The following is a 24,030-nucleotide window of genomic DNA, read 5'->3' as shown; positions in this document are numbered from 1 at the left end:
GCCCATCAGCGCTTGTCGTAGGTGATGCCGGCGGCCTCGACGTCCCAGGTGCCGGCGGTGACGCCCTCGGCGCGCAGCTCCCGCTTGAGCACCCGGCCGACGGGGTTGCGGGGCAGCTCGGCGCGGAACTCGATGTAGCGCGGCAGCGCGAAGTACGGCAGGGCGTCGACGCACCAGCGGAACAGCTCCTCCTCGGTGAGCGTCGCGTCCGGTGCGAGGGTGGCCGTGACCTTGACGTCGTCCTCGGTGAGCTTGCTCGGCACGGCGTGCACCGCGACGTCGGCGAGCTGGCCGTGGCCCATCAGGATGCGCTCGACCTCGAAGCTGGCGATGTTCTCGCCGCGCCGGCGCAGGTAGTCGGCCTTTCGGTCGACGAAGTAGAGGTAGCCGTCCTCGTCGATCTTGCCGATGTCGCCGGTGTGGTACCACCAGTTGCGGCTGGCCTCGACCGTCGCCTCGGGTCGGCCCCAGTAGCCCTCGAACATGACGTGCGGGAGCTTCGGCCGGATGACGATCTCGCCGTCGGTGCCGCGCGGCTGCTCGACGTCGGAGTCGTCGAAGATCCGGACGTCGAAGTAGTGGGTGTTGATGACCCCGGCGGCCCGCGGCCGGTTGCGCACACCGGGCGGCTGCCAGGAGATCAGGCTGGCCTCGGTGACGCCGTAGGCGCCGGAGAACGTCTCGATGCCGAACCGTTCGCGGATCACGTCGTCGACCTCGGGCGGCAGCGGGGCCGCCCCCATCAGCCGCAGCGAGCTGTTGGCCTGCGCCGCGCCGGAACGCGGCATCTCCGGCCGGTCGACGTCGTGGGCGAGCAGGTAGGCCATGGTGCCCAGCGTCGAGGTGATCGTGGCACCGGTGCGGTTCATCTCGGGCCAGAAGTTCGACACCGAGAACTTCCGGTAGATCGCCGAGCGGCCACCGAAGACCAGGGCACCGACCACCGYGGTGACCAGCGCGTTGTAGTGGAACATCGGCAGCGGCGTCCACAGCACGTCGGACGCGGTGCGCCCCCAGCTGTAGCCGATCTGCTGGGCGAGCGCCTCGTGGTAGTTGTGGCTGAGCATGCAGCCCTTGGACAGCCCGGTCGTCCCACCCGTGTAGATGAAGGTGGCCAGGTCGGACGGGTCGCGCTGCACCGGTGCGGTGAGCGGGGTGGCGGCGAGCAGGTCGTCGAGCCGGTGCGCCGTGGCGCCGGGGAACTCCAGCGCGTCGGGCCCGGTCACCACGACGTGGCGCAGGCCGTCGAGGTCGGCGCTGACCGCCTGCGCCCGGTCTGCCAGGTCCGCGCCCACGACCAGCACCGTCGACCCGGAGTCACGCAGCTGGTGGCGCAGGTACTCGCCCTTGTAGGCGGTGTTCACCGGCACCGCGACCGCACCCGCCCACTGGGTCGCCCACCAGACCAGCAGCGCCTCCGGGGAGTTCTCCAGCAGGGTGGCGACTCGGTCGCCGGGCCCGACGCCCAGCTCGCGCAGCGCGCCGCCGAGGGCGGCGGCGGCCGTGACGACCTCGCCCGCGGTCAGCTTGGTCCCGCAGACGTCCAGGTACTCCGAGTCGGGCTCCTTGTCGGCCCGCTGCAGCAGTAACTCGGTCGTGGTGTGCCGGGGCGCGCTGCCCCAGACGCCGTCGGTCACGTGCGCTCCTCGGAAGTCGAGCCGTTTGGGCTTGTGAACTCGGTGAGGCTCATGTTGAATGTCGGTTCAGTGATCGGTTTCAGCCCCTCCCGATCGCCACAGATTGTATATCTTATCCCACCTACGTCACGCTACGGTGCGGACCTTTCTGGGAGGCAGACGCCATGACCACCTCGGACGGGGCCCCGGCCCGCCGTCGCGGCGCCGAGCTCTACGGAACCAACGCGGCCACCACGACCGCCGACGACGAGCTCGTCGGGCTGCCCATGCCGCTACGCCCCGACACGCTGACCGACCTCTCCCGGCGAACGAAGGTCCGGCGGGAGAGCACGCCCCGCTTCCCGTTCCCGATTCCCAACGGCTGGTTCATCGTCGCCCGGGCCGACGAGGTCGAGCCGGGGCGCACCAAGTCCCTGTTCTACTTCGGCAAGGACCTGGTGCTGTTCCGCGGCACCGACGGCACGCCGTACCTGTTCGACGCCTACTGCCCGCATCTGGGCGCCCACCTCGGCGTCGGTGGCCGGGTCGTCGACGGGTCGCTGCAGTGCCCGTTCCACGGCTGGCGCTTCGACGGCGCGACCGGCTCCTGCGTCGAGGTTCCCTACGACGACATCGACTACATCCCGAAGACGGCCGCCGCCCGCACCTACCCGGTCGTCGAGCGCAACCACATGATCTGGGCCTGGCACCACCTGGAGAAGGAGGCGCCGACCTACGAGGTGCCCGAGGTCGAGGAGTTCCACGACCCCGCCTGGCTGCCGATCGTGGTCAAGGACTTCGAGATCGCGACGTGCTGCCAGGAGATGGCCGAGAACAACGTCGACACACCCCACTTCCTCTACGTGCACGGCACACCGGCCATCCCCGAGCAGGACTTCATCATCGACGGCCACTACAAGCGGGCGGTCGCGATGGACGGCAACTTCGTCCGCGAGGGCTACGGGCTGGGCCTCGGTGTGCTGCGGGTAAAGAAGTACACGACCTTCATCTCCTCGACGACACCGATCGACGAGGAGAACGTGCACGTCCGCTGGATCTTCACCGCTCCGGCGAAGAACGGGGAGGACGCGGCGGAGAAGGCCTCGCGTGCCTTCACCGACGGCATCAGCCAGGACCTCCCGATCTGGGAGAACAAGATCTACAAGAACCCGCCGGTGCTGCGCCCCTCCGAGAAGGCGATCACCGAGCAGCGCCGCTGGTGCCAGCAGTTCTACTCCTGGCCGGACGGCGCGACGAAGCACTGACCGCGAGCGCACTGACCGCGAGCCCGGCCGCACCGTAACGGAGCTCGTGCACGCGACGGCGTGACGCGAGCTCTGTTCGTGCTGCCCGAAATCCGCCACCGCCACCATCATGAGGAGGGCCTGATGGGCAACCGTTGGGTACGCACCATCGAGAAGAGCTCCGAGGCCGAGTCGAACGTGGGCGCAGGGTTACCCCCGATCCCGTCGCTGGAAGTGGTCTACCTGACCGACCCGGCGCGCCTCGCCGAGGTGCTGCCGCCGCCGCTCACACCACCGGCGCAGCCACGGGTGCATGTGCGGGTCACCGACATCGACCTGCACTTCGGTGAGTACCACTACAAGGAGCTGGTCGGCTATTTCGCGGTTGACGCCGTCTACGACGGGGTGACCGGTGAGTACCCGCTGCTGATCCCGATCGACCTGGAGTCGGCGATCTCGATCAGCCGGGAGAAGCACGGCGAGCCGAAGAAGCTCGCCAACCTGGAGCTGACCCGCGACGGCGACCACGTCGAGGGCCGGATCGAGCGCAACGGCGTCACCTTCGTCGAGATCGTCGGGGACGTCACCGAGACCCTGCCCGTGCCCGAGCCCTACCCGGCGACCCAGTGGTGGTTCAAGTTCCTGCCCGCGGTCTCCGGGTCGGGCTTCGACGGCGACCCGCTGCTGGTCCGCTTCGACCAGGTGCGCACCCCGGTCACCGTCGAGCGCGTCGAGGGCAAGCTGGTGCTGCGCGACGAGCCCACCGCGCCCGTTGTCGACCTGCCCGTCCTGGAGACGGTGTCGATCACCTACACGACGCGCTCCTCGGCCAACAAGGCCAGCGTCGTCGGCCCCGTCGACCCGGTGGCGTTCGAGCCGTACGCCTTCAGCCGCTACGACCACTGAGTCCTGAGCCTGGGTCCCTGAGCCTGACGCCCGTGCCCGCGCGACCGACGACGAGAACGAGAAGGCTGAAGGAACAGACATGAGCGACCGGTACTTAATCATCTCCACCGACACCCACGCCGGGCTCCCGCCGGAGCAGTACCGCGAGTACGTCGAGCCCCGGTACCGCCAGGCGTTCGACGACGCCCAGGCCGCGGACGTCCAGGCGTCCGCGCTGGTGACCGCCGACGACCACCTGAAGTTCCTCGCCGAGTGGAACTCCGAGATCGGCGACCACGGCGGGATGGAAGGCGCCTGGGACCCGACCGTGCGCACCAAGGAGATGGACTCCGAGGGTGTGGCGGCCGAGGTCGTCTTCCCCGACGCGGACTCGGCCGGTGTCGGCGGCGTCTCGGCGTCGCCGTTCGGATCCGGTCTGAACTCCTCCGGTGACAGCGACCCCGTGCTGGTGATGGCCGGCGCGAAGGCGCACAACCGGTGGGCCGCGGAGTTCTGCCAGAGCGAGCCCGACCGCCGCTACGGCATCGCGATCATCCCGGCGCTGCACGACGTGGCCGCCGCGGTCGCGGAGACCGAGTGGGCGGCCGAGAACGGACTGCGCGGCGGGATCATGATCCCGACGAAGTGGGGCACCTACCCGGCCTACAACGACCCGGTGTACGACCCGCTGTGGTCGGTGTGTGCCGAGGCCGGGCTGGTCGTGCACACCCACTCCGGTGTCGGCCCCACCGACTACACCTGGGCACCCGGCTTCCTGTCCATCTACGCCACCGAGTCGTACTGGTGGGCGGCCCGGCCGTTCTGGGCGCTGCTTCTCGGCGGGGTGTTCGAGCGTCATCCGAAGCTGAAGTACGCGCTGGCCGAGAACGGCGCCTGGTGGGTGCCGGACATCCTGGCCCGGATGGACGCGAAGTGGGAGGGCGACCACTCGACCCGCAAGTTCGGCCCGAAGACCTTCCGCGACGGCATGCGGATGAAGCCGTCGGACTACTACCGGCGCAACGTGTGGATGGCGTCGTCCGTCATGGGCCCGCTGGAGATCGACCGCCGCCACGACATCGGTGTCGACCGGCTGATGTGGGGGCACGACTACCCGCATCCGGAGGGCACCTGGCCGCACACCCGCGAGTGGCTGCGCGACCGGTTCGGTGACGTGCCGGAGGCAGACGCCCGGCGCATCCTCGGGCTCAACGCCGCCGAGCTGTACAACTTCGACCTGGCGAAGCTCGCGCCGGTCGTCGACCGGATCGGCCCGACCGTCGAGGAGATCCACGGGCCGGCCCGGGACGGCGGCGCGGCATGAGCGGGCCCATCACCGACTTCGCCGGCCGGGTCGTCGTCATCACCGGCGGGGCCGCCGGCATCGGCCGCGCGCTGGCGGAGGCGTTCGCCCGCGCCGGCGCGCTCGTGGTGCTCTCCGACATCGAGGCCGGCGCGCTGGCGGCGACCGTCGACGCGCTGCGTGAACAGACCGGCGCGAAGGTCGACGGCATCGTCGCGGACGTCTCCGACGAGGCCTCCGTCGAGGAGCTGGCCGCGGAGGTCTTCCGCCGCTACGGGCGCGCCCATGTGCTGGTGAACAACGCCGGCGTCGGTCCGCCCGGGGCGAAGGTGTGGGAGTCGACACCGAACGACTGGCGGTGGACGTTCGGCGTGAACGTCTACGGCGTCGCCAACGGCATCCGCTCGTTCGTCCCGCGGATGATCGCCTCCGGGGAGCCCGGGCACGTCGTCAACACCTCGTCCGGGGACGGCGCGGTCACGCCGATGCCGAACGCGTCGGTGTACGCGGCGAGCAAGGCGGCGGTGGCGACGCTCACCGAGTGCCTGGGGGCCCAGCTCGCGGAGGAGGGACATCCGATCGCGGTGTCGCTGTTCCTGCCGTCGGGCAAGGGGCTGCTCGACACCGGCCTGTGGACCGCGGACCGCAACCGGCCCGCGGACCTGGCCCGGGAGAAGCCGCGCTCGACCCCGGCGATGACGGTCGCCGGGCTCGTCGCCGCCGCGGCGAAGGACGGCCGGGAGATTCCCATCCAGCCGCTCGACGAGGTCGCCGACGACGTCCTGCGCGGCATCGCGGCGGGGGAGTACTGCCTCATGCTCGGGCGGGACGACGCCGCGAAGACCCTGAGCGCGCGCGCAGAACGGTTCGGCGCCGGCCTCAACCCCACCGAGACCGGGCACAACCTGCTGGATCTCTAGCCGAGCCGAGCCGAGCCGGTGGCTGGTGGCCGGCGGTCCGCACCCGCAGACCGGTGCGGACCGCCGGCCGCGCGCAACCGCCGGCCGCCGTCGCTGTTGCCTGTCGCTGTGGTGTCAGGCGGTGGCTGGTTCAGGCGGTGATCACGGCACGAACGAGCCCGGGCCGACCACGCGGAACGGTGCGGCGGGCGCGTCCTTGACCGACTTGAAAGGCACCTCGAAGTTGAGGACCTCCTTGGTCGTCCGCTTGATGGCCCAGAACGTCGGGTGCTTCTTGTCCGAGCGGTCCCAGGCGATGGCCTGGCCCTCGACGTCGGGCAGCGCGACGGTGGCGACCCAGGTCAGCGTGGTGCCGGCCTCCGGGAGCTCCATGACGTAGACCTCGGCGTTGTCATGGCCGGTCAGCCAGAGCCGGCCGTCGGGGCCCCACGAGCCACCCGAGTTGCTCATCGGACGGAACCGGTCGACCAGGGCCGCCGGAACGATCCAGGCCTCGATGACCTCGAACCTGTCGTTGAGCTTCACGACCTGGGTGTTCTGGCTGCCGCCGCCGTAGGGCTTTCCGTCGGCGCCGTTGGTGTCGTAGTTGGCGAAGCCGGCCCACCAGGCGCCGTCGTGGCGGTCAAGCCAGGTCAGCGAACCACGGGCGATGCCGAAGCTGAAGGTCTCGATGTGGCGCATGGTCCGGGTGTCGAGGACCTCGATCGAGCTCGCCATCGGGACCTGGCTGTAGTTCGAGTGGGCGAGGTAGAGCTTGTTGTCGACGACCGTGCCGCTGTCGAAGTGGATCAGCGGGCCGGTCGCGTCGGAGACGAACTGCAGCAGCGGGGCGCCGGTGGCCCGGTCGTGCTTGGTGACGGTGCGGTTGTCGACCGCGTAGAAGTACTTGCCGTCGACCGCGACACCCTGGTTGGCGTCGAAGGCGGCGTAGCGGCGGATCAGCGTCGCCGTCAGATCCTGCTGCGCGGCTGCGGCTGCGGCTGCGGCGGTCGCCGTCGCGGTCGCGGTCGCGGCGGGGGTCGCGGCAGCGGTGGGAGTCGCGGTCGCCGCCGCCGTCGCGGCGGGGGTCGGTGAGGCATCACCGGCGGCGGTGGTGGCGGCGATCGCGGTGGTGGCGGCGGTGACGGTCAGCGCGGCGACCGCGAGAGACCCGGCCAGGGCTCGGGTCAGGGTGACCCGGGAGGTTCGCAACCGCATGGGATGCTCCGTTTGTCGGTGGTCAAGACGAAACCTGAACCACGCTGGCGGCAACCGGGGACGGCGCGGTAACGGCAGACCCGTCGCGACGTGAATCCCAGACGAAGCATTGATGCGTTCGGTGGCCGGGTGATGCCCGTATCGCAGCAGGTAGTCGAGCTGTGCCCGCATCCCGTGCGGCACGCGGGCACGACTGGAGGTGAGCGTGAATCCGCGGAACCGCCGGATGCGCTCAGTGCTCTGCGGCAATCCGCTGTGGCGGAGGCCGGTCTATTTCGGCTGGAGGCGGGCGCCGGCGTCGATCCGGATGACCTCGGCGTTGAGGTAGCTGTTGCGCAGCAGCTCGAGCGCGAGCGACGCGAACTCGTCGGCGGTGCCGAGCCGGTGCGGGAACAGGACGTCCCGCTTGAGCTTGTCCTTGAATTCCTCGGAGGCGGGGCCCTCCCCGTAGATGGGCGTGTCGATCAGGCCCGGGGCGATCGTGTTCACCCGGATGCCGGCCACCGACAGGTCCCGCGCGATGGGAAGGGTCATGCCCACCACGCCGCCCTTGGACGCCGAGTAGGCGGCCTGGCCGATCTGGCCGTCGAAGGCGGCGAGCGACGCGGTGTTCACTATCGCTCCCCGCTCCCCGTCGGCGAGCGGCTCGGTGGCCGCCATCGCGGTCGCGACGATGCGCACGCAGTCGAAGGTGCCGATCGTGTTCACCTCGATCACCTTGCGGAACGCGTCGAGGCTGTGCGCCGAGTCGTAGCTGCCGTCGCGGCCGATCGTGCGTGACGCCCAGCCGATGCCGGCGCAGTTGACCAGCGAGCGCACCGGTCCCAGCGTCTTCGCGAGCTCGGTGGCGGCGATGATCTGCTCGGTGGAGGTGACGTCCACGTGGGCGAACACGCCGTCGATCTCCTTGGCGACGGCGCTCCCGCGGTCGTCGTCGCGGTCGGCGATCAGGACCCGGGCGCCGGCGGCGGCGAGTGCCCGCGCGGTGGCGGCCCCGAGGCCCGACGCGCCACCGGTGACGATCGCGGATGTGGCGCTCAGATCCATCCCGGACTCTCCTCACGGGTTGCCCGGGCGGCCGCGGCTGCTCAGGCGGGAACGAAGCGGACCGGCATGGCGGTCACACCGTTGACGAAGTTGGAGCGTAGCCGAGTCGGCGGCTCCAGCAGCTCGACCCGGCGCACCCGCTCGATGAGGACCCGGTACATCTGCTCGATCTCCAGGATCGCCAGGTGACGGCCGAGGCAGAAGTGCGCCCCGCCGCCGCCGAAGCCGATGTGCGGGTTGGGGCTGCGCCCGATGTCGAACGTGTAGGGGTCGGTGAAGACATCCTCGTCGAAGTTGGCCGAGGAGTAGAAGATCACCACCTTGTCGTTCTCCCGGATGAGCTGGCCGCTGAGCTCGAGGTCCTGTGTCGCGGTGCGGCGGAAGGCGTTGACGGGGCTCACCCACCGGACGATCTCGTCGGCCGCGGTCGGCGCGAGGTCCGGGTCGGCGCGCAGCCGCTCCCACTGGCCCGGGTTGTTGATCATTGCGATCATGCCGCCGGTGATGGCGTTGCGGGTCGTCTCGTTGCCGGCGAACATGAGCAGCAGGAAGAACAGGTCGAACTCCAGCTCGGACAGCGCCTCGCCGTTCTCGTCCGGCGAGGTCAGCTTCGTGACGATGTCGTCGGCCGGGTTCGCGCGCTTCGTCGCGCCCAGGTTGTTCGCGTACTCGTAGATCTCGAAGACGGCGGTCGCGGCGTCGCCGCCCTCCTCCAGCTGCAGGTCGGTGGCCGAGGCGAGCCGGTTCGACCATTCGAACAGCCGGTGGCGGTCCTCCAGCGGCACTCCCATCAGCTCGGCGATGACGATGAGCGGCAGGTCGGCGGCGACCAGCTCGACGAAGTCGCCGGTGCCGGCGGCCAGGGCCTTGTCGACGATGACCTCGCTGGCCAGGCGCAGGTGCTCCCGCATCTGGGCGATCACCCGCGGGGTGAAGCCGCGGTTGACCAGGCTGCGCAGCCGGGTGTGCGCCGGCGGGTCCATGTTCAGCATCATCAGCTGCTGCTGCGCGCGGGCCTCCTCGGACATCTCGCCGAGGATCGCGGTGCGCCGGCTGGAGGAGAACAGCTCCGAGCTGCGGGACACGCGCACGACGTCCGGGTGCCGGGTGACGGCCCAGAAGCCTTCCGGAACCTGCGGGTCGGCGTGCCGGAACACCGGCGCCTGCGTGCGCAGGAGCTGGAAGTCCTGGTGCGGGATGCCGATCTCGTAGCGGGCGGCGTCGTAGACGTCGATCGTCTCCAAGGACACGGGGTTCTCCCAACGGCTGGACGGCAGTTGGCCGCATATTTACAGTTCTGCCATCAACTGTCAATTGTGTCGGGAGGCGTTCGTGGCTACGATATATTTTATCCATCGGTGGTCCGCAGATCCCGCCCCCGGACGCGGGCCACCGATGGGTTGCGGGTGAGTCCGGCCCGGTCCCGGCCCGGACATCAGACCACAGGCCCGTCAACATCGCGKCGGGCCTGACCGTGTCGAACGGGAGGTACCGGTATGAGCGTGACCGCGGACGGCTTACCGCTGAACGAGCTGGGTTTCTACACCCTGGCCGGGCACAGTGCAGCGCCCCGTGACCTGGTAACCGAGGTCCGTGCCGCCGAGGAGCTCGGCATCGGCGCGGCCTTCATCTCCGAGCGCTTCAGCACCAAGGACGCGGCGACGCTCTCCGGCGCGGCCGGCGCCGTCAGCGAGACGATCGGGATCGCCACCGGTGCCACGAACCACAACACCCGCCACCCGATCGTCACGGCCACCATGGCCACGACCATGCACCGGCTCACCGGCGGCCGGTTCGCCCTCGGCCTGGGCCGCGGCTTCGACCGCCTGTTCAAGGCCTTCGGGCTCACCCCGATCACGAGCGCGCAGATCGAGGACGTCGTCGGCGTCCTGCGCCGGCTCTGGCGCGGTGAGATGGTGCTGGGCCACGACGGGCCGGCCGGCGCCTGGCCCTACCTGCACCAGGACGCCGACTTCGACGAGGACATCCCGATCATGCTCGCGGCGCTCGGCCCGCGTTCGCTGGAGCTCGCCGGGCGCTGCCTCGACGGGGTCATCCTGCACACCTTCTACTCGGACGCCGCGGTCGCCGAGGCGATGGCCGCGGTGGAACGCGGCGCGAAGGCGGCCGGGCGGGACCCGGCCAGCGTGCGGGTCTGGTCGGTGCTCGCCACCGTCTCCGACGAGGTCGAGGAGGAGCTGCGGCTGCTCAAGACGGTCGGCCGGCTCGGGTCCTACCTGCAGGGCTACGGCGATCTGATGGTCCGGGTCAATGACTGGGACCCGGCGGTGCTGGAACGGTTCCGCGCCGACGACGTCGTCGGCGCGATCAAGGGCGGGATCGACACGAAGGCGACCCGGGAACAGCTGGAACACATCGCCACCCTGATTCCGCCGGAGTGGCTGGCCACCGCGGCGACGGGCAGCCCGCGCCAGTGCGCCGAAGCCATCGCCCGCCAGTTCGACCTCGGTGTGACCGGGGTGATCATGCATGGCGCGACGCCGGCCGAGCTGACGTCCGTCGTGGGGGAGTACCGCGAGATCCGGCCCGCCCGGCTCGCGAGCCTGCCCGCCAACCCCGGCCGGATCGCCTGACCGACGCCGCAGCACGCCGCCGGTCGTTCGTCCGCCAGCCGGCGACCCACCGCCGCACGGCCGCACCATCGACCTGAGCCCGTTCGCCGTTCGCCTGGATACCAGCCGCGCCGCAGCTGGGCCTGGACGTTGGAGGTGCGACGATGTACCCCGGCACGCACGCGACCACCCATCCGGACTCCCCGGCCGTGATCATGAGTGGTACCGGTGAGCGGATCACCTACCGGGAGCTCGACGAACGCTCGCTGCGCCTCGCGCGGCTGCTGCAGGCGCACGGCCTGCGCGAGGGCGACACGGTGGCGATCGTCGCCGAGAACCACGTCCGCTACCTCGAGGTGGTCTGGGCGGCCCTGCGTTCCGGGCTGTACCTGACCGCGGTGAACTGGCACCTCGCCCCCGCCGAGGCGGCCTGGCTCGTCGCGGACTCCGGTGCCCGCGCGCTGATCGCGACGAAGCGGTTCGCCGCGACGGCGGCGGAGATCGCCGCCGAGGTGCCCGCCTGCGACCTGCGCCTGATGATCGACGGAACCGGTCACGGAACCGAGGGCGGCGTCGACGGCTTCGACGACTACGAGGCGGCGCTGGCGACCCAGTCCACCGAACCACTGGCCGAGCAGCCCCGCGGCGAGTTCATGCTCTACTCCTCCGGCACGACCGGCCGGCCCAAGGGAATTCGCCGACGGCTCAGCGGCGATCCGGTCGACCGGCCGGCGGGCGGTGGCATCGCCGCCATGGGCACCTTCCTGTTCGGCATGGACGAAAGCTCCGTCTACCTGTGCCCGGCCCCGCTGTACCACGCGGCCAGCCTGCAGTGGGCCGTCTGCGTGCACCAGCTCGGCGCCACCCTCGTCATCCTGGAGAAGTTCGACGCCGAGCAGACCCTGGCCGTGATCGAGCGGGATCGGATCACCCACGTCCAGGTGGTGCCGACGATGCTGGTGCGGCTGCTGAAGCTCCCGGAGAAGGTACGGCTGGGCTACGAAACGTCCAGTCTGCGCCGGATCATGCACGCCGCGGCGCCCTGCCCGATCCCGGTCAAGCAGGCCGTGATCGACTGGGTCGGCCCGATCGTCGACGAGTACTACTCCGGGACGGAGGGCTGCGGCGTCACCTACATCAGCTGCGCCGACTGGCTGGACCATCCGGGCTCGGTGGGCCGTGCGCTCGTCGGAATTCCGCACATCTGTGACGACGAGGGCGCCGATGTGCCCACCGGCACGGCCGGGCTGCTGTACTTCGAGCAGGCCGAGGCGCCCTTCGAGTACCACGGTGACCCGCAGAAGACCCGGGACAGCCGGCACCCCGACCACCCGAACTGGACGACCTGCGGGGACATGGGCTATCTCGACCCCGACGGCTACCTGTACCTCACCGACCGCAAGAACTTCACCATCATCTCCGGCGGCGTGAACATCTACCCCGCCGAGATCGAGGCCGCGCTGGTCATGCACCCGCAGGTCGCCGACGTGGCGGTGTTCGGGCTGCCCGACCCGGAGATGGGCGAGTACGTCCACGCCGTCGTGGCGCCGGCCGACGGTGTCGAGGGCACCGACGAGCTCGCCGAGGAGCTGCGGACCTACCTGCGCGGCAGCCTCGCCGGCTACAAGGTTCCCCGCGTCGTCACGTTCCGCGCCGAGCTGCCCCGGATGCCCACCGGCAAGCTCGCGAAGGGCCAGCTCCGGGCCGAGTACCTCCCCGCATCCGCCCCCTGAATCGACACAGTGGCTATTCGGCCGCGAGATTCAGATGCGACTCCTCCCAGGGCTCGATATCTCTGGCCCTTCTGAGCGAGGTGTAGGAAACTCCGCGGATCACGAGTGAAAGCTCAAGCCGGCGGGTGAACAGTTTCCGTACCAGGCGGATCGCGAAGAGGTCGACGGTGAACATCTGGATGAAGTCCGTGAGCGCTTCTTTCGGTATTGATTCGAATCTGTATTCCGCACCTCGCGACGCTTGCGGCACGAAAGTCATCACGCGGATCAGTGGGCGCTTTTCGGTCCCACCCGATTCGTCCGGGCCTATGGAGTCGACCTGATGCAGAGCGCCCTGCGGGGAGGGCCGAGGAAGAGCTACTTCGAGCGGTGGGCCGGACTTTCGGACGGTGGATACAACCAGATGGCAGCGTCCGTGAAACTACTCACGATCGGCACAGCAGTAGCAATACTACAGCTCGCCACCTGTTCCTGCGCAGTTTTCTTTCCCTCCGACCCTCCGACGCGCAGCACTGATACCGGCGTCACGATTGACGACGGGAGACCGGTATTCCGGATCCTCCTATGCTCGGACGAGAAGGTCGAGCAGGTAATTCTATACGATGATGACGTAAAAGATCTTTGGCAGATCGATGCGGAAGATTCGGGGCCAGTGTCGAAGTTCTCGCCCGGTGAGGTGCCGACGGGTTTCTCGTTGACCGTCCCGTTCCAGGAGTTCGACCGAGACCACTCGGTTGGATTCGAGGTTTCGACCAACAAGAGGCTCAGGGTCAGCGCCGGTTTTACTCTTGAAACTCTACGTGCCAACGAGTACCTGACAGATGTTGGGTACCAGGACTTACGGACGTTCGAAAATCGACAACGTGACTGCTGAACTCGCCCTCGTCCAACTGGTCGAAGGTCGTCTCTGGATACCAGCAGCCACCCGAGTGAGGTCTTAGTAGCAGAAAGGAGGCGTCTGAACCGCCCTGGCCCAGGAACCCAGGGCGGTTCACCGATGCATCAGACGATCTCGATGACCATCGCGGCGCCCATGCCGCCGCCGGCGCACATGGAAACGACGCCCAGGCTCGCGCCGCGGCGGCGCAGCTCGCCGATCATGGTGACGATCATGCGGGCGCCGGTGGCGGCGATCGGGTGGCCGAGGCTCGCGCCGCTGCCGTTGACGTTGACGATCGCGGGGTCGAGGCCGAGCTTGCGGATCGCGGCGACCGGGACGGAGCAGAACGCCTCGTTGATCTCGAACAGGGCGATGTCGGAAATGGTCAGCCCGGCGCGGTCGAGGGCCTTGGGGATCGCCAGGGTGGGGGCGAGGCCGGTCAGGGCCGGGTCGATCCCGGCGGTGGCCCAGGAGCGGATCCGGGCCAGCGGGGTGAGACCGTGGGCTGCGGCGTAGTCGTCGCTGGTCAGGGTGACCGCGGCGGCGGCGTCGTTGAGCCCGGCCGAGTTCGCGGCGGTGACGGTGGGGTTCGGGTAGTCGGGGCGGATCACCGGCAGTTCGGCGAGGCGCTCCAGGGTCGTCCCGCGGCGGGGGTGTTCGTCGGTGTCGAACCGCTTGGTGGTGCCGTCGGGCAGGGTGACGTCCAGCGGGATGATCTCGTCGACGAAGGCGCCGGCGTCGATCGAGGCCAGCGCGCGCTCCTGGGTGTAGACGGTCCACTCGTCGACGTCGCGGCGGGTCAGGCCCATCTCGCGGGCGGTGTTCTCGCCGACGGTGATCGGCATGTCGAACGAGGGCGCCTCCGGGGTGTCCGGGTTCGGCGGTGACATCCAGATCTTCTGGTTGCCGTCGGCGTCGCGGCGGGAGCCGAGGATCTGGTTGCTGAGGCTTTCGGTGCCGCCGGCGACGACGACCTTCTCCATCCCGGCGCGGATGCCGGCGGCGGCGATCGCGACGGCGCTCAGGCCGGAGGCGCAGTGCCGGTTGGTGGCCAGGCCCGACACGTCGGTCAGGCCGAGGCGGACCGCGGTGTGCCGGGCGATCACGCCACCGCCCTGGTAGCTCTCGGCCAGCACGAGGTCGTCGATGTCGCTGACGGGCACGCCGGCGCGTTCCACCACGGCGGGAACGACCGCCTCGGCGAGGGCGAAGGCGTCCAGCCCGACGAGGGAGCCCTTGCGGGCCCTCCCGATGGCGGTGCGGGCGGTCGACACAACAACAGCGTCGGTCACGGGTGTCTCCTCGGGAGGTCTGCGGCGGCACGGCAGGTGCCAGTTCGCAGTTTGAATATTATATTCGACCTGACGACGGCGCCTCCGGTGCTGACAGCCGGCCGGCCAGCTGGTCTGCTGGGCATCGTCGAAGGTCACCGTGACCCGGGAGAGGTGCGGCATGGCGGATGAGGCGCTGCGAGCGTTCGGCGCGGACGACCACCACGAAGCTGATCTGGACCTGACCCGCCGGTCGACGCCCGCCGGCCCTGCCCGCCACCACCTCCCGACCTCCGAAGGATCATGAAGCCATGGCGTTTCCCCTGGGAGTCCCGGTCATCGACACGATGATCGCCTTTCCGACCAAGGACTCCTCCCAGTACGACTTCATCCGGCGTCAGCTCAAGGRCTCCGAGTCGAGGGCGTTCGCGTTCCCGGCCGAGTACATGTTCAAGAGCGTGCCGCACGATCTGCCCACTGATGACCCGGTCAGCGTCACCCTGGGCGAGATGGACCGCTACAACGTCGAGAAGGGCCTGATCGGCTGCCGCGGTGAAGCCGCCCAGGTGGCTCTGCGTACCTTCCCGGACCGGTTCGTGCCGAGCGCGACGATCGAGAACCCGTCCGATGTCATGGGCAGTGTTCGCGGTCTGGTCGCCGATTACGAGRCCCATGGGGTGAAGGCGGTGGGTGTCTTCCCCGCCGGCACCTTCCCGCAGGTCGCGATCAACGACGAGAAGATGTACCCGATCTACGCCAAGTGCGTCGAGCTGGGGATTCCCATCTTCGTCTGCGCCGGCGTGCCCGGCCCGCGGCTGCCGTTCGCTCCGCAGAAGGTCGAGCTCATCGACCAGGTGATGTACGACTTCCCGGACCTGGTGTTCGTCACCCGGCACGGCTGCGAGCCGTGGACGGAGCTGGCGGTGAAGCTGCTGCTCAAGTGGCCGAACCTCTACTACTCGACGTCCGCCTTCGCGCCGAAGTACTACCCGAAGGACATCATCGACTTCGCGAACAGGCGCGGGGCCGACAAGGTCATCTACGCGGGCTACTTCCCCATGGGGCTGACCCTCGAGCGCATCATGCGGGACATGCAGGACGTCCCGTTCCGCGACGAGGTGTGGCCGAAGTTCCTGCATGAGAACGCCCGCCGAGTTCTGAAACTGGACGCCTGAGCCGGCAGCGGCACGGCAGCTGACGGCAGCTAGGAGAGACAGACGTGTCCATCGGTCTTGACGACGACCACGCGGCACTCGCCGACTCGGTGCGGGGGTTCGTGGCCCGCCACGCGCCGTCCGCCGTGGTCCGGGCGGCGATGCCGGAGTGGGTCGGCGGCGCACTGCCCGACTACTGGCCGGGCGTCGTCGAACAGGGGCTGACCGCCCTGCACCTGCCCGAGGAGCACGGCGGGGCCGGCGCCGGGCCGGTGGCGCTGGCCGTCGTGGTCGAGGAGGCCGCGCGCGGCCTGCTGCCCGGGCCGCTGCTGCCATCCCTGCTGACCAGCTCGGTGCTGGCCCGCTACGGGGATGACGACCTGCGCAAGCGGACCCTGCCGGCACTGGCGGAAGGGTCCGTCGGGGCCACCGCCCTCTCCGCGGCCGGGCTCGCGGCGAAGCCGGCCGGTGACGGCGGCTACCGGGTGAGCGGCACGACCGATCCGGTGCTCGGCGCGCCCGGCGCCTCCCTGCTGCTGCTGGGCGCGACCGCACCGGCCGGTGACGAGGTCTGGTTCGTCGTGGAGCCCGGCCCGGGGGTGGACGTCCGCGCCGGCGAGCCGGTCGACCACACCCGTGCGGTCGGCCCGGTGACGCTGGACGACGTGCTGATCAGCGCCGACCGGTGTGTCGCGGTCGGTTCCTCGCAGGTGCGGGCCGTCGCCGCGGTGCTCTTCGCCGCCGAGGCGACCGGCCTCGCCCAGTGGTGCGTCGACACCGGCGTCGCCTACGTCAAGGTGCGGGAGCAGTTCGGCCGGCCCGTCGGCTCCTTCCAGGCGATCAAGCACAAGTGCGCCCGGATGTTCGTCGACGTCCAGACCATGGCCGCCGCCGCGTGGGACGGTGCCCGGGCGCTCGACGAGAGCGACGAGCAGCTCGCGGTCGCGGCGGCCGGGGCGGCGGCGGTCTGCCTGCCCGGCGCCACCGACCTCGGGCTCGCGACGATCACCCTGCTCGGCGGCATCGGCTACACCTGGGAGCACGACGCCCACTTCTACTGGCGCCGGGCGATGGTGCTGGAGAACCTGCTCGGCCCGGCCAGCCGCTGGCAGCGTGAGCTCGGCGAGCGGGTCCGGACGACGTCCCGCGACTTCGACGTCGACCTCTCCGACGCCGACCCCGCGTTCCGGGAGCGGATCGCCGGCATCCTCGCCGAGGTCGCGGCGCTGCCCGCCGACGGCCCCGCCCGGCGCCTGCGCCTGGCCGAGGAAGGGCTGGTCGTGCCGCACTACCCGCGGCCGTACGGCCTCGGCGCGAGCCCGATCGAGCAGCTCGTCATCCAGCGTGAGTACGAGCGTGCCGGCCTGACGCCGCCGATGCTCATCGTCGGTGACTGGGCGCTGCCGACGGTCCTCGCCCACGGCACCGACGCCCAGCGGGACTTCTTCGTCCCGGCGACGCTGCGCGGCGACATCGAATGGTGCCAGCTGTTCAGCGAGCCCGGCGCCGGCTCCGACCTCGCCGCGCTGTCCACCCGCGCCGAGAAGGTCGACGGCGGCTGGCGGCTCAACGGGCAGAAGGTCTGGACGTCGAAGGCGCACGAGGCGCAGTACGGCATCTGCCTGGCCCGCACCGACCCGGACGCCCCCAAGCACAAGGGCATCTCCTACTTCCTGGTCGACATGGCCGCCCCCGGGCTGGAGATCCGCCCGCTGCAGGAGGCCAACGGCGGGTTCCTGTTCAACGAGGTGTTCCTCAACGACGTGTTCGTGCCGGACGACCGGCTGGTCGGCGAGGTGAACCAGGGCTGGACGCTGGCCCGCACCACGCTCGGCAACGAGCGGGTCAGCATCAGCGGCATGCAGCACATCCCGGTCGGTCTGGTGGAGCTCGCCGGCGAGCCGGGCCTCGCGGCGGAGCAGTCGGACGCCCTGCGGGAGCTGGGGGAGACCTTCGGGCCGGCGCACGCGCTCGCCGCGCTGGCGCTGCGCACCACACTGCGCAGCCTGTCGGGGCTGCGCCCCGGTGCGGAGTCGAGCGTCTCCAAGGTGCTGGCGGGCACCCTGGCCACCCGGGTGGCCGAACGGGCGATGCGCTGGACCGGGCCCGGCGCCGCCGTCGCCGACGGTCCGGCCGGGGCCCGCGCGCAGGGCTATCTCACGGTGCCGCCGAAGCTGATCGGCGGCGGGACCGTCGAGATCCAGCTGAACGTGATCGCCGAACGCATCCTCGGCCTGCCGCGTGGCTGACGTCGCCGGCGCTGCGYCTTCTCCTCTGTTCACCGGCCTACTGACGGGAATCTGATGGGCATCACGATCGATCTGACCGGCCGGCGCTTCCTGGTGGTGGGGGCGTCGTCCGGCATCGGGCGGGCGACCGCTCTGGCCCTGGGCCGCGCCGGCGGGCGGGTCGCTGTGGTCGGGCGGCGCGCCGCGCAGCTCGACGAGGTCGTCGCCACCCTGGACGGCGGGCTCGCGTTACCCGCAGACCTGCGCGTGGACGCCGAATGCGAGCGTGCCGTGGTGGCGGCGACCGAGGCCTTCGGCGGCCTGGACGCGGTGCTGTTCCCGATCGGGTACTCGCCGCTGAGCCTGCTGACGAGGACGGACGCGGCCACCTGGTCCGACGTCTTCGCCACGAACGTGACCGCACCGGCGCTGGTCACCGCGGCCGCGGTCACCGCCCGGGGCGACGAGCCGGGCCTGTTCGTCTACCTGTCGTCCAACTCGGTCGGGAACCCGGTGCACGGGCTCGGCGCCTACACGGCGAGCAAGGCCGCGCTCGAGCACACCATCCGCAGCTGGCGCCGCGAACACCCCGAGCACCGGTTCCTGCGCCTCTCGGTCGGGGCGACGATGCCCACCGAGATCCACCGGGAGTTCGGCGACGACATCCTCGGTGAGCTCCTGCCGAAATGGGCGTCCTCCGGCCTGGTCACCGCCGACTTCATGCACGTGGACGACGTCGGCGCGGCGGTCGCGCAGAGCACGGCCCTCGCGCTCATGTATGGCGGGATCGCACTCGACGACGTGACGCTCAACCCGGCCAGCGCTCCGCTCGATCCGGCGGCGCTGCAGGAACTGGGCGCGCACGCGGCCACCGGCGAGCGGCCTGACGGGACGACCGGCCAGTGGAGCACCGGCTGATGGGCGGGGCGCCGGCCCCGGGGCCGCTGGTGACCGTCGAGCAGGTGGACGGGTTCGCGGTGCTCACGCTGAACGACCCGGCGCATCGCAACGCGCTGTCGTACGAGATGAGCTGCGCGATCGCCGAGGCGGTCGAGCTGGTGCTCGCCGCGGACGCCGGTGCGATCGTGCTCACCGCGGCCCCGCCGGTGTTCTGCGCCGGCGGCAACCTGGACGACCTGATCGCGCCGCGCGTCCCGCTCGCCGACACCTACGCGGGCATGCTCGCGCTCGCGCACGCCCCGGTGCCGACGATCGCGGCCGTCGGCGGGGCGGCCATCGGCGCGGGGGTGAACCTGCCGCTGGCCTGCGACATCATCATCGCCGGGGAGTCGGCGTCGTTCGACCCGCGCTTCCTCGACGTCGGTATCGCTCCCGGCGGTGGTCATCTGTGGCGCCTCGCCGGGCGGATCGGCACCCAGGGCGCCGCCGCGCTCGTGCTCTGCGGGGACAGGCTGACCGGTGCGGAGGCCGCCCGCAGCGGGCTGGCCTGGCGATGCGTTCCCGACGACGAGCTGACCGCGGTCGCGACCCGGCTGGCCCGGCGGGCCGCCGGGCGCCAGCACGACCTGGTGGCCCGCACCAAGGAGACGCTGCGGACCACGGCCGCGCTCGCGGACGCGGACGAGGCGGTCGCGGCCGAGCTCGTCGTGCAGCAGTGGTCCGTCGACCGGCCCGGCTTCGCCGATCACGTCCGAGGAATACGTGACCGGCTGCGAGCCGCCCGCAGCGGGTGACCGGTCGCTAGACAGTCAGCGAAAAAGTGTGACAGTGATGTCATACCGAGGAGCGGAGGCTCGGCATGAAAGCGGACGATCTCATTCTCATCAGCGTGGACGACCATCTGGTCGAGCCACCGAACATGTTCGACGGGCGGCTGCCGGCCCGGTTCGCCGACGTGGCGCCGCGGGTGCGCCGGCTCGACGACGGCTCCGATGTGTGGACCTTCAACGGGTCGGTCATCCCGAACATCGGGCTGAACGCGGTGGCCGGGCGGCCCAAGGAGGAGTACGGCGTCGAGCCGACGGCCTTCGACGAGATGCGCCCGGGCTGTTTCGACATCCACGAGCGGGTGAAGGACATGAGCGCCGGCGGGGTGCTGGGCTCGATGTGCTTCCCGTCGTTCCCCGGCTTCAGCGCCCGGGTGTTCTCCGCGGCGGACGACAAGGATCTCGCCCTGGCGGTCGTGCGGGCCTACAACGACTGGCACATCGACGAGTGGTGCGGGGCCTACCCGGGCCGGTTCATCCCGATGGCGCTGCCGATCCTGTGGGATCCGCACCTGGCTGCCGCGGAGGTGCGCCGCCTCGCGGCCAAGGGCTGCCACTCGATCACCTTCACCGAGAACCCGGCGACCCTCGGGCTGCCCAGCTTCCACGACGAGCACTGGGACCCGCTGTGGCAGGCGCTGGTCGACGAGAACGTGGTGCTCTCCATCCACCTGGGCTCCTCGGGCAAGCTGTCGGTGACCGCGGCCGACGCCCCGGTCGACGTCATGATCACCCTGCAGCCGATGAACATCTGCCAGGCCGCTGCCGACCTGCTGTGGTCGCGTGTGATCAAGAAGTTCCCGGGGATCCGGATCGCGCTGTCCGAGGGCGGAACCGGCTGGATTCCGTACTTCCTCGACCGCATCGACCGCACCTACGACATGCACCACCTGTGGACGGGCCAGGACTTCGGCGGGAAGCTGCCCAGCGAGGTGTTCCGCGAGCACTTCCTGACCTGCTTCATCGCCGACCCGGTGGGCATCAAGCTGCGGGACATGATCGGCCTGGACAACATCGCCTGGGAGTGCGACTACCCGCACTCGGACTCGTCCTGGCCGAACGCGGGCGAGGAGCTGGCCGTGGTCGCCGCCGACGTCCCCGACGACGAGCTCAACAAGATCACGTTTGAGAACGCGATGCGCTGGTACTCGTTCGACCCGTTCGCGCACCGCCCGCGCGAGCGCTCCACGGTCGGAGCGCTGCGCGCGGAGGTCGCCGGGCACGATGTCTCGACTCGCTCCTTCGACAAGGGCCGCTTCGAGCGCACCGGCGCCGGCACCGACCTGTCCGCCCTCGCGAGCAACGCCACCGCCTGACGCCGCCGGCGGCCCGTGTCCCGCCGCGCTGACCGTGCGGTCCGCCGCGCAGCGAAGAGCAAAGGGTGAAGGATTCTGGTCGTTGGGACGACCAGAATCCTTCACCCTTACTTCGACCACCCTTACTTCGACTTTGTGCGTGGCGATGGTCGGCGGCAGGGCGAAGCAGGGTTATCCACCATGTTGGAGTGTGGCGTAGTTTTCCACAGATTTGGGGATGATCGGTACGGTCGAGAATTCTCGGCGACTGTGGAGTGGTGTCACCGACGCCGGTAGAACCGTCCCCGCTCACGTGGCAGGTGATCGCCGAGGCGCAGGACGGTGTCATCACCGTTTCGGCGGCCCTCGCTGGTGGAATGACCCGGGCTGAACTGCGCTGGCGGGTGTCGTCGGGCCGATGGCAACAACCGTTCGCGGGCGTGGCCATCACCCACTCCKGCCCGGTGACCGAACGGCAGCGAATGTGGTGCGCACTGCTGGTCGCCGGCCCAGGCGCGGCGCTGGCCGGGGCGACGGCCGCCTCGCTCGACGGTTTGCGGGGCCATACGTCGACCGTTGTGCACGTTCTCGTGCCGATGCACCGACCACGGATCGCCAGGCCTGGCGTCGTCATCCGGCGGACGGCCTACCTCGGCGAACAGGACGTCCATCCGACGAGGGTGCCCCGGCGAACCCGGCTGCCACGTTCGGTCGTCGACATGGCGAGCTGGGCCGCGAGGGACGACGATGCCCGTGCCGTGCTGGCGAGTGCCGTCGGGCAGCGGCTCGTCACGGTCGAGCAGCTCCGTCCGGAACTCGAACAGCGGATGACGTTGCGGCGACGAGCGCTCATCCTTGACACGTTGGACGACCTCTCCGACGGTGCCCACTCGGTCGCCGAGATCGTCTACCGACATATCGAGCGGCGTCACGGCCTGCCGGCCGCGCAACGGCAGGTGGCCGTCGACCTCGATGGACGCCGGTATCTCGACGTCTGGTACGAGCCGTGGCGGGTCTGGGTGGAGATCGACGGTGCCGCCCATCGGGAACCCCGCCAGTGGTGGGATGACCTCGCCCGTCAGAACCTGGGCGTCCTCGACGACCGGCTCGTGCTCAGGTTCCCGACCTGGCTGCTCCGCCAGGAACCGCAGCACGTGGCCGCGCAGGTGAGGCTCGCGCTCCACCAACGCGGCTGGAACCCCGATCCCGACAGGAGTAGACGGAGGAGCTGAGACGCAGTCGCCTGGGCTGAATCCAAAGAACGAAGAATTTTGGTTGTTCTGACGACCAGGTTCCTTCACTCTTCGCCCCAAGTCCTCGTGGCTGCCGGGCCGGGCGGGGCGGGGCGGGATCGTGCTTGTTCGTCAGGGCTGCCAGATTCCGAGGATCTCGGCTGTGGTGGTGATCGTCGCGACCAGCGAGAGGGTGTTGGCGATGAGGACGTCGGCGTAGTCGGCGGGCACCCCGCAGATCGCGTCGCGGGGGAGGACGACCTGGTAGCCGAGGTTCACCGCGTCGAACACCGCGTTGGGAATCGCGATGTTGGCGGACACGCCGACGATGACCAGGGTGCGGGTGCCGAGGTTGCGCAGCAGGGTGTCGGCGTCCGTGCCGGCGATGGGGGACAGGCCCGCCAGCCGGGTGGAGACGAGATCGGACGGGGCGTGCCCGATCTCGTCGACGACCTCGACCGCCGGGGTGCCGAGCAGCTGCTGGACCGGTGCGCGTTCCACCGCGGCGAACAGCCGGGCGTTGTGGCTGGCGCCGCGGCCGTCCGGCCGGCGGGCCGCGATGGCGTGCAGCACGCCCGCCCCGGCGGCCCGGGCGGCGGCGGCGAGCCGGCCGGCGTTGGCCAGCATGCCGCTGTCCCGGGCCGCCGCGGCCAGCGCCGGCAGCGAGCTCTGGGCCCCGACCACGCCGTTCTGGCATTCCTGGGTGAGCAGGACCGTGTGCGCCGGGCGCAGCAGCTCGGCGAGGTCGACGGGCATCTCTCGGCTCCTCGGCTCCTCGGTTCCTGGGGTCAGAAACGCATGCCGGGGGCGCGGGTCTCGAACAGGTCCTGGTTGATGACCTCGCTGAGCTTCGTCGCGTCCCACCGCTTCTGGCCGGCGGCGATGACCTTGCGCTCCTTCCAGCCCTGCATCCAGATGATCCGGTCCTCGATCGAGCGGATGACCTGGCCGGTCACGTGGTCCGCCTCGTCGCTGGCCAGCCAGGCGACCAGCGGCGAGCTGTTGGACGGGTCCATCGCGTGCCACTCGTCGTCGGCCACCGCGTCCGGCTCGAACGAGTCGCCCATGCCGGGGATGCTGGCGGTGATCCGGGTGAGTCCGGACGGGCCGACCGCGTTCACCGTGACCCCCGAGCGGTACAGCTCCATCGCGAGCGTCTGGGTGATCGCGACGATCGCCGCCTTGGCGGCGGCGTAGCCGGTCTGGCCGAAGTTGCCGCCGAGGCCCGCGCCCGAGGTGGTGTTGATGATCCGTCCGTGCACGGTCTCGCCGCTCTTGGCGGCCGCCCGCCAGTAACGCGCCGCGTGGTGGCAGGTCGACCAGGTGCCGCGGACGTGGACGCGGATGACCGCGTCGAAGTCCTCCGGAGGCATGTTCCAGATCGCCGCGTCACGCACGATGCCGGCGTTGTTCACGAGGATGTCGAGCCGGCCGAAGGCGTCGATGGCCCGCTTGATCAGCGCGCCGCACTGCTCGTGGTCGCCCACGTCGGAATAGTCGGCGACCGCGGTGCCGCCGCGCTTCTCGATCAGCGCGACGGTCTCGTCGGCCGCCCGTCCCTGCCCCTCGCCGCGCACCGATCCGCCGAGGTCGTTGACGACGACCTTCGCCCCGTGGCGGGCCAGTTCGAGCGCGTGCCCGCGCCCGATGCCGTGGCCGGCGCCGGTGATGATCGCGACCTTGCCGTCGAGCAGCCCCATGGCGTGCCCTCCCATCCGCGCCGAC

The 24,030-nt window shown here is 70.3% G+C and carries 22 protein-coding genes; 14 read left to right on the top strand and 8 right to left on the bottom strand.

From position 1 onward, the window contains the following. Positions 1-5 precede the first annotated feature (5 nt). Complete coding sequence (locus tag CcI49_RS04960; RefSeq protein WP_076824621.1) at positions 6-1,637, bottom strand: AMP-binding protein; 1,632 nt, start codon at positions 1,635-1,637, stop codon at positions 6-8. Between the two features lie 164 nt (positions 1,638-1,801). Here CcI49_RS04960 and CcI49_RS04955 point away from each other — a divergent pair, with 164 nt between their 5' ends. From CcI49_RS04955 to CcI49_RS04940, 4 genes are all read left to right on the top strand, one after another. Further along, positions 1,802-2,881: a Rieske 2Fe-2S domain-containing protein gene (locus tag CcI49_RS04955; RefSeq protein WP_083749310.1), complete on the top strand. Its 1,080-nt coding sequence runs from the start codon at positions 1,802-1,804 to the stop codon at positions 2,879-2,881. 123 nt (positions 2,882-3,004) lie between these two features. Continuing rightward, positions 3,005-3,766 (top strand): acetoacetate decarboxylase family protein, encoded by a 762-nt coding sequence (locus CcI49_RS04950; RefSeq protein ID WP_054567905.1) that lies wholly within the window; start codon positions 3,005-3,007, stop codon positions 3,764-3,766. 79 nt (positions 3,767-3,845) lie between these two features. Continuing rightward, complete coding sequence (locus tag CcI49_RS04945) at positions 3,846-5,069, top strand: amidohydrolase family protein (protein ID WP_076824618.1); 1,224 nt, start codon at positions 3,846-3,848, stop codon at positions 5,067-5,069. Further along, entirely contained in the window at positions 5,066-5,968 is a 903-nt protein-coding gene (locus tag CcI49_RS04940; protein ID WP_076824615.1) for an SDR family NAD(P)-dependent oxidoreductase, read from the top strand. Before CcI49_RS04945 ends, CcI49_RS04940 begins: the two co-directional genes overlap by 4 nt. 141 nt (positions 5,969-6,109) lie before the next feature. Here CcI49_RS04940 and CcI49_RS04935 read toward each other — a convergent pair whose 3' ends face one another. The 3 genes from CcI49_RS04935 to CcI49_RS04925 all read right to left on the bottom strand — a co-directional run bounded on the left by CcI49_RS04935 (position 6,110) and on the right by CcI49_RS04925 (position 9,462). Continuing rightward, complete coding sequence (locus CcI49_RS04935; protein WP_054567568.1) at positions 6,110-7,165, bottom strand: hypothetical protein; 1,056 nt, start codon at positions 7,163-7,165, stop codon at positions 6,110-6,112. A gap of 270 nt (positions 7,166-7,435) precedes the next feature. Then, positions 7,436-8,212 (bottom strand): SDR family NAD(P)-dependent oxidoreductase, encoded by a 777-nt coding sequence (locus CcI49_RS04930; protein ID WP_076824613.1) that lies wholly within the window; start codon positions 8,210-8,212, stop codon positions 7,436-7,438. A 41-nt stretch (positions 8,213-8,253) separates the two neighbouring features. After that, complete coding sequence (locus CcI49_RS04925) at positions 8,254-9,462, bottom strand: cytochrome P450 (RefSeq protein WP_076824611.1); 1,209 nt, start codon at positions 9,460-9,462, stop codon at positions 8,254-8,256. A 246-nt stretch (positions 9,463-9,708) separates the two neighbouring features. On the opposite strand from CcI49_RS04925, the gene CcI49_RS04920 reads away from it, so the two are divergent. Both CcI49_RS04920 and CcI49_RS04915 read left to right on the top strand, forming a co-directional pair. Further along, positions 9,709-10,806, top strand: a complete 1,098-nt coding sequence (locus CcI49_RS04920; RefSeq protein ID WP_054567565.1) for a TIGR03857 family LLM class F420-dependent oxidoreductase — start codon at positions 9,709-9,711, stop codon at positions 10,804-10,806. Between the two features lie 143 nt (positions 10,807-10,949). Further along, positions 10,950-12,518 (top strand): acyl-CoA synthetase, encoded by a 1,569-nt coding sequence (locus CcI49_RS04915; RefSeq protein WP_076824609.1) that lies wholly within the window; start codon positions 10,950-10,952, stop codon positions 12,516-12,518. A gap of 13 nt (positions 12,519-12,531) precedes the next feature. On the opposite strand, the gene CcI49_RS41415 is transcribed toward CcI49_RS04915, so the two are convergent. Further along, entirely contained in the window at positions 12,532-12,777 is a 246-nt protein-coding gene (locus CcI49_RS41415; RefSeq protein WP_131831006.1) for a hypothetical protein, read from the bottom strand. A gap of 63 nt (positions 12,778-12,840) precedes the next feature. On the opposite strand from CcI49_RS41415, the gene CcI49_RS41410 reads away from it, so the two are divergent. Next, positions 12,841-13,392, top strand: coding sequence for a hypothetical protein (locus tag CcI49_RS41410; RefSeq protein WP_131831005.1), 552 nt, complete (start codon positions 12,841-12,843; stop codon positions 13,390-13,392). A 128-nt stretch (positions 13,393-13,520) separates the two neighbouring features. Here the strand turns inward: CcI49_RS41410 and CcI49_RS04910 are convergent, their stop codons facing one another. Further along, on the bottom strand, positions 13,521-14,690 hold the full coding sequence (locus CcI49_RS04910) for a thiolase family protein (RefSeq protein ID WP_076824607.1): 1,170 nt from the start codon (positions 14,688-14,690) through the stop codon (positions 13,521-13,523). 160 nt (positions 14,691-14,850) lie between these two features. Here CcI49_RS04910 and CcI49_RS44070 point away from each other — a divergent pair, with 160 nt between their 5' ends. The 7 genes from CcI49_RS44070 to CcI49_RS04880 all read left to right on the top strand — a co-directional run bounded on the left by CcI49_RS44070 (position 14,851) and on the right by CcI49_RS04880 (position 22,305). Then, positions 14,851-14,976 (top strand): hypothetical protein, encoded by a 126-nt coding sequence (locus CcI49_RS44070; RefSeq protein WP_255354758.1) that lies wholly within the window; start codon positions 14,851-14,853, stop codon positions 14,974-14,976. Positions 14,977-14,980: 4 nt separating this feature from the next. Further along, the gene (locus CcI49_RS04905; protein ID WP_076824605.1) at positions 14,981-15,844 is read left to right on the top strand and encodes an amidohydrolase family protein; all 864 of its coding nucleotides are present in this window, start codon (positions 14,981-14,983) and stop codon (positions 15,842-15,844) included. A gap of 44 nt (positions 15,845-15,888) precedes the next feature. Next, on the top strand, positions 15,889-18,072 hold the full coding sequence (locus CcI49_RS04900; protein WP_076824603.1) for an acyl-CoA dehydrogenase: 2,184 nt from the start codon (positions 15,889-15,891) through the stop codon (positions 18,070-18,072). Positions 18,073-18,126: 54 nt separating this feature from the next. Then, entirely contained in the window at positions 18,127-18,969 is an 843-nt protein-coding gene (locus tag CcI49_RS04895; RefSeq protein ID WP_054567558.1) for an SDR family oxidoreductase, read from the top strand. Next, positions 18,969-19,745, top strand: a complete 777-nt coding sequence (locus tag CcI49_RS04890; RefSeq protein WP_076824937.1) for an enoyl-CoA hydratase-related protein — start codon at positions 18,969-18,971, stop codon at positions 19,743-19,745. Before CcI49_RS04895 ends, CcI49_RS04890 begins: the two co-directional genes overlap by 1 nt. Before the next feature lie 65 nt (positions 19,746-19,810). After that, on the top strand, positions 19,811-21,094 hold the full coding sequence (locus CcI49_RS04885; protein ID WP_076824601.1) for an amidohydrolase family protein: 1,284 nt from the start codon (positions 19,811-19,813) through the stop codon (positions 21,092-21,094). Between the two features lie 299 nt (positions 21,095-21,393). Beyond that, positions 21,394-22,305, top strand: coding sequence for a hypothetical protein (locus CcI49_RS04880; protein ID WP_241839902.1), 912 nt, complete (start codon positions 21,394-21,396; stop codon positions 22,303-22,305). A gap of 132 nt (positions 22,306-22,437) precedes the next feature. Here CcI49_RS04880 and CcI49_RS04875 read toward each other — a convergent pair whose 3' ends face one another. Both CcI49_RS04875 and CcI49_RS04870 read right to left on the bottom strand, forming a co-directional pair. After that, positions 22,438-23,061 carry an isochorismatase family protein gene (locus tag CcI49_RS04875; RefSeq protein WP_054567555.1) on the bottom strand — a complete coding sequence of 208 codons (624 nt, stop codon included), beginning with the start codon at positions 23,059-23,061 and terminating at the stop codon, positions 22,438-22,440. A gap of 32 nt (positions 23,062-23,093) precedes the next feature. Continuing rightward, positions 23,094-24,005, bottom strand: a complete 912-nt coding sequence (locus CcI49_RS04870) for an SDR family NAD(P)-dependent oxidoreductase (protein ID WP_076824597.1) — start codon at positions 24,003-24,005, stop codon at positions 23,094-23,096. Positions 24,006-24,030: the final 25 nt, after the last annotated feature.

The sequence above is a fragment of the Frankia sp. CcI49 genome (genome assembly GCF_001983215.1).
Classification (GTDB): Bacteria; Actinomycetota; Actinomycetes; order Frankiales; family Frankiaceae; genus Parafrankia; species Parafrankia irregularis.
The sequence above is the reverse complement of the archived record's forward strand: the minus strand, read 5'-3'. Positions and strand labels throughout refer to the sequence as shown.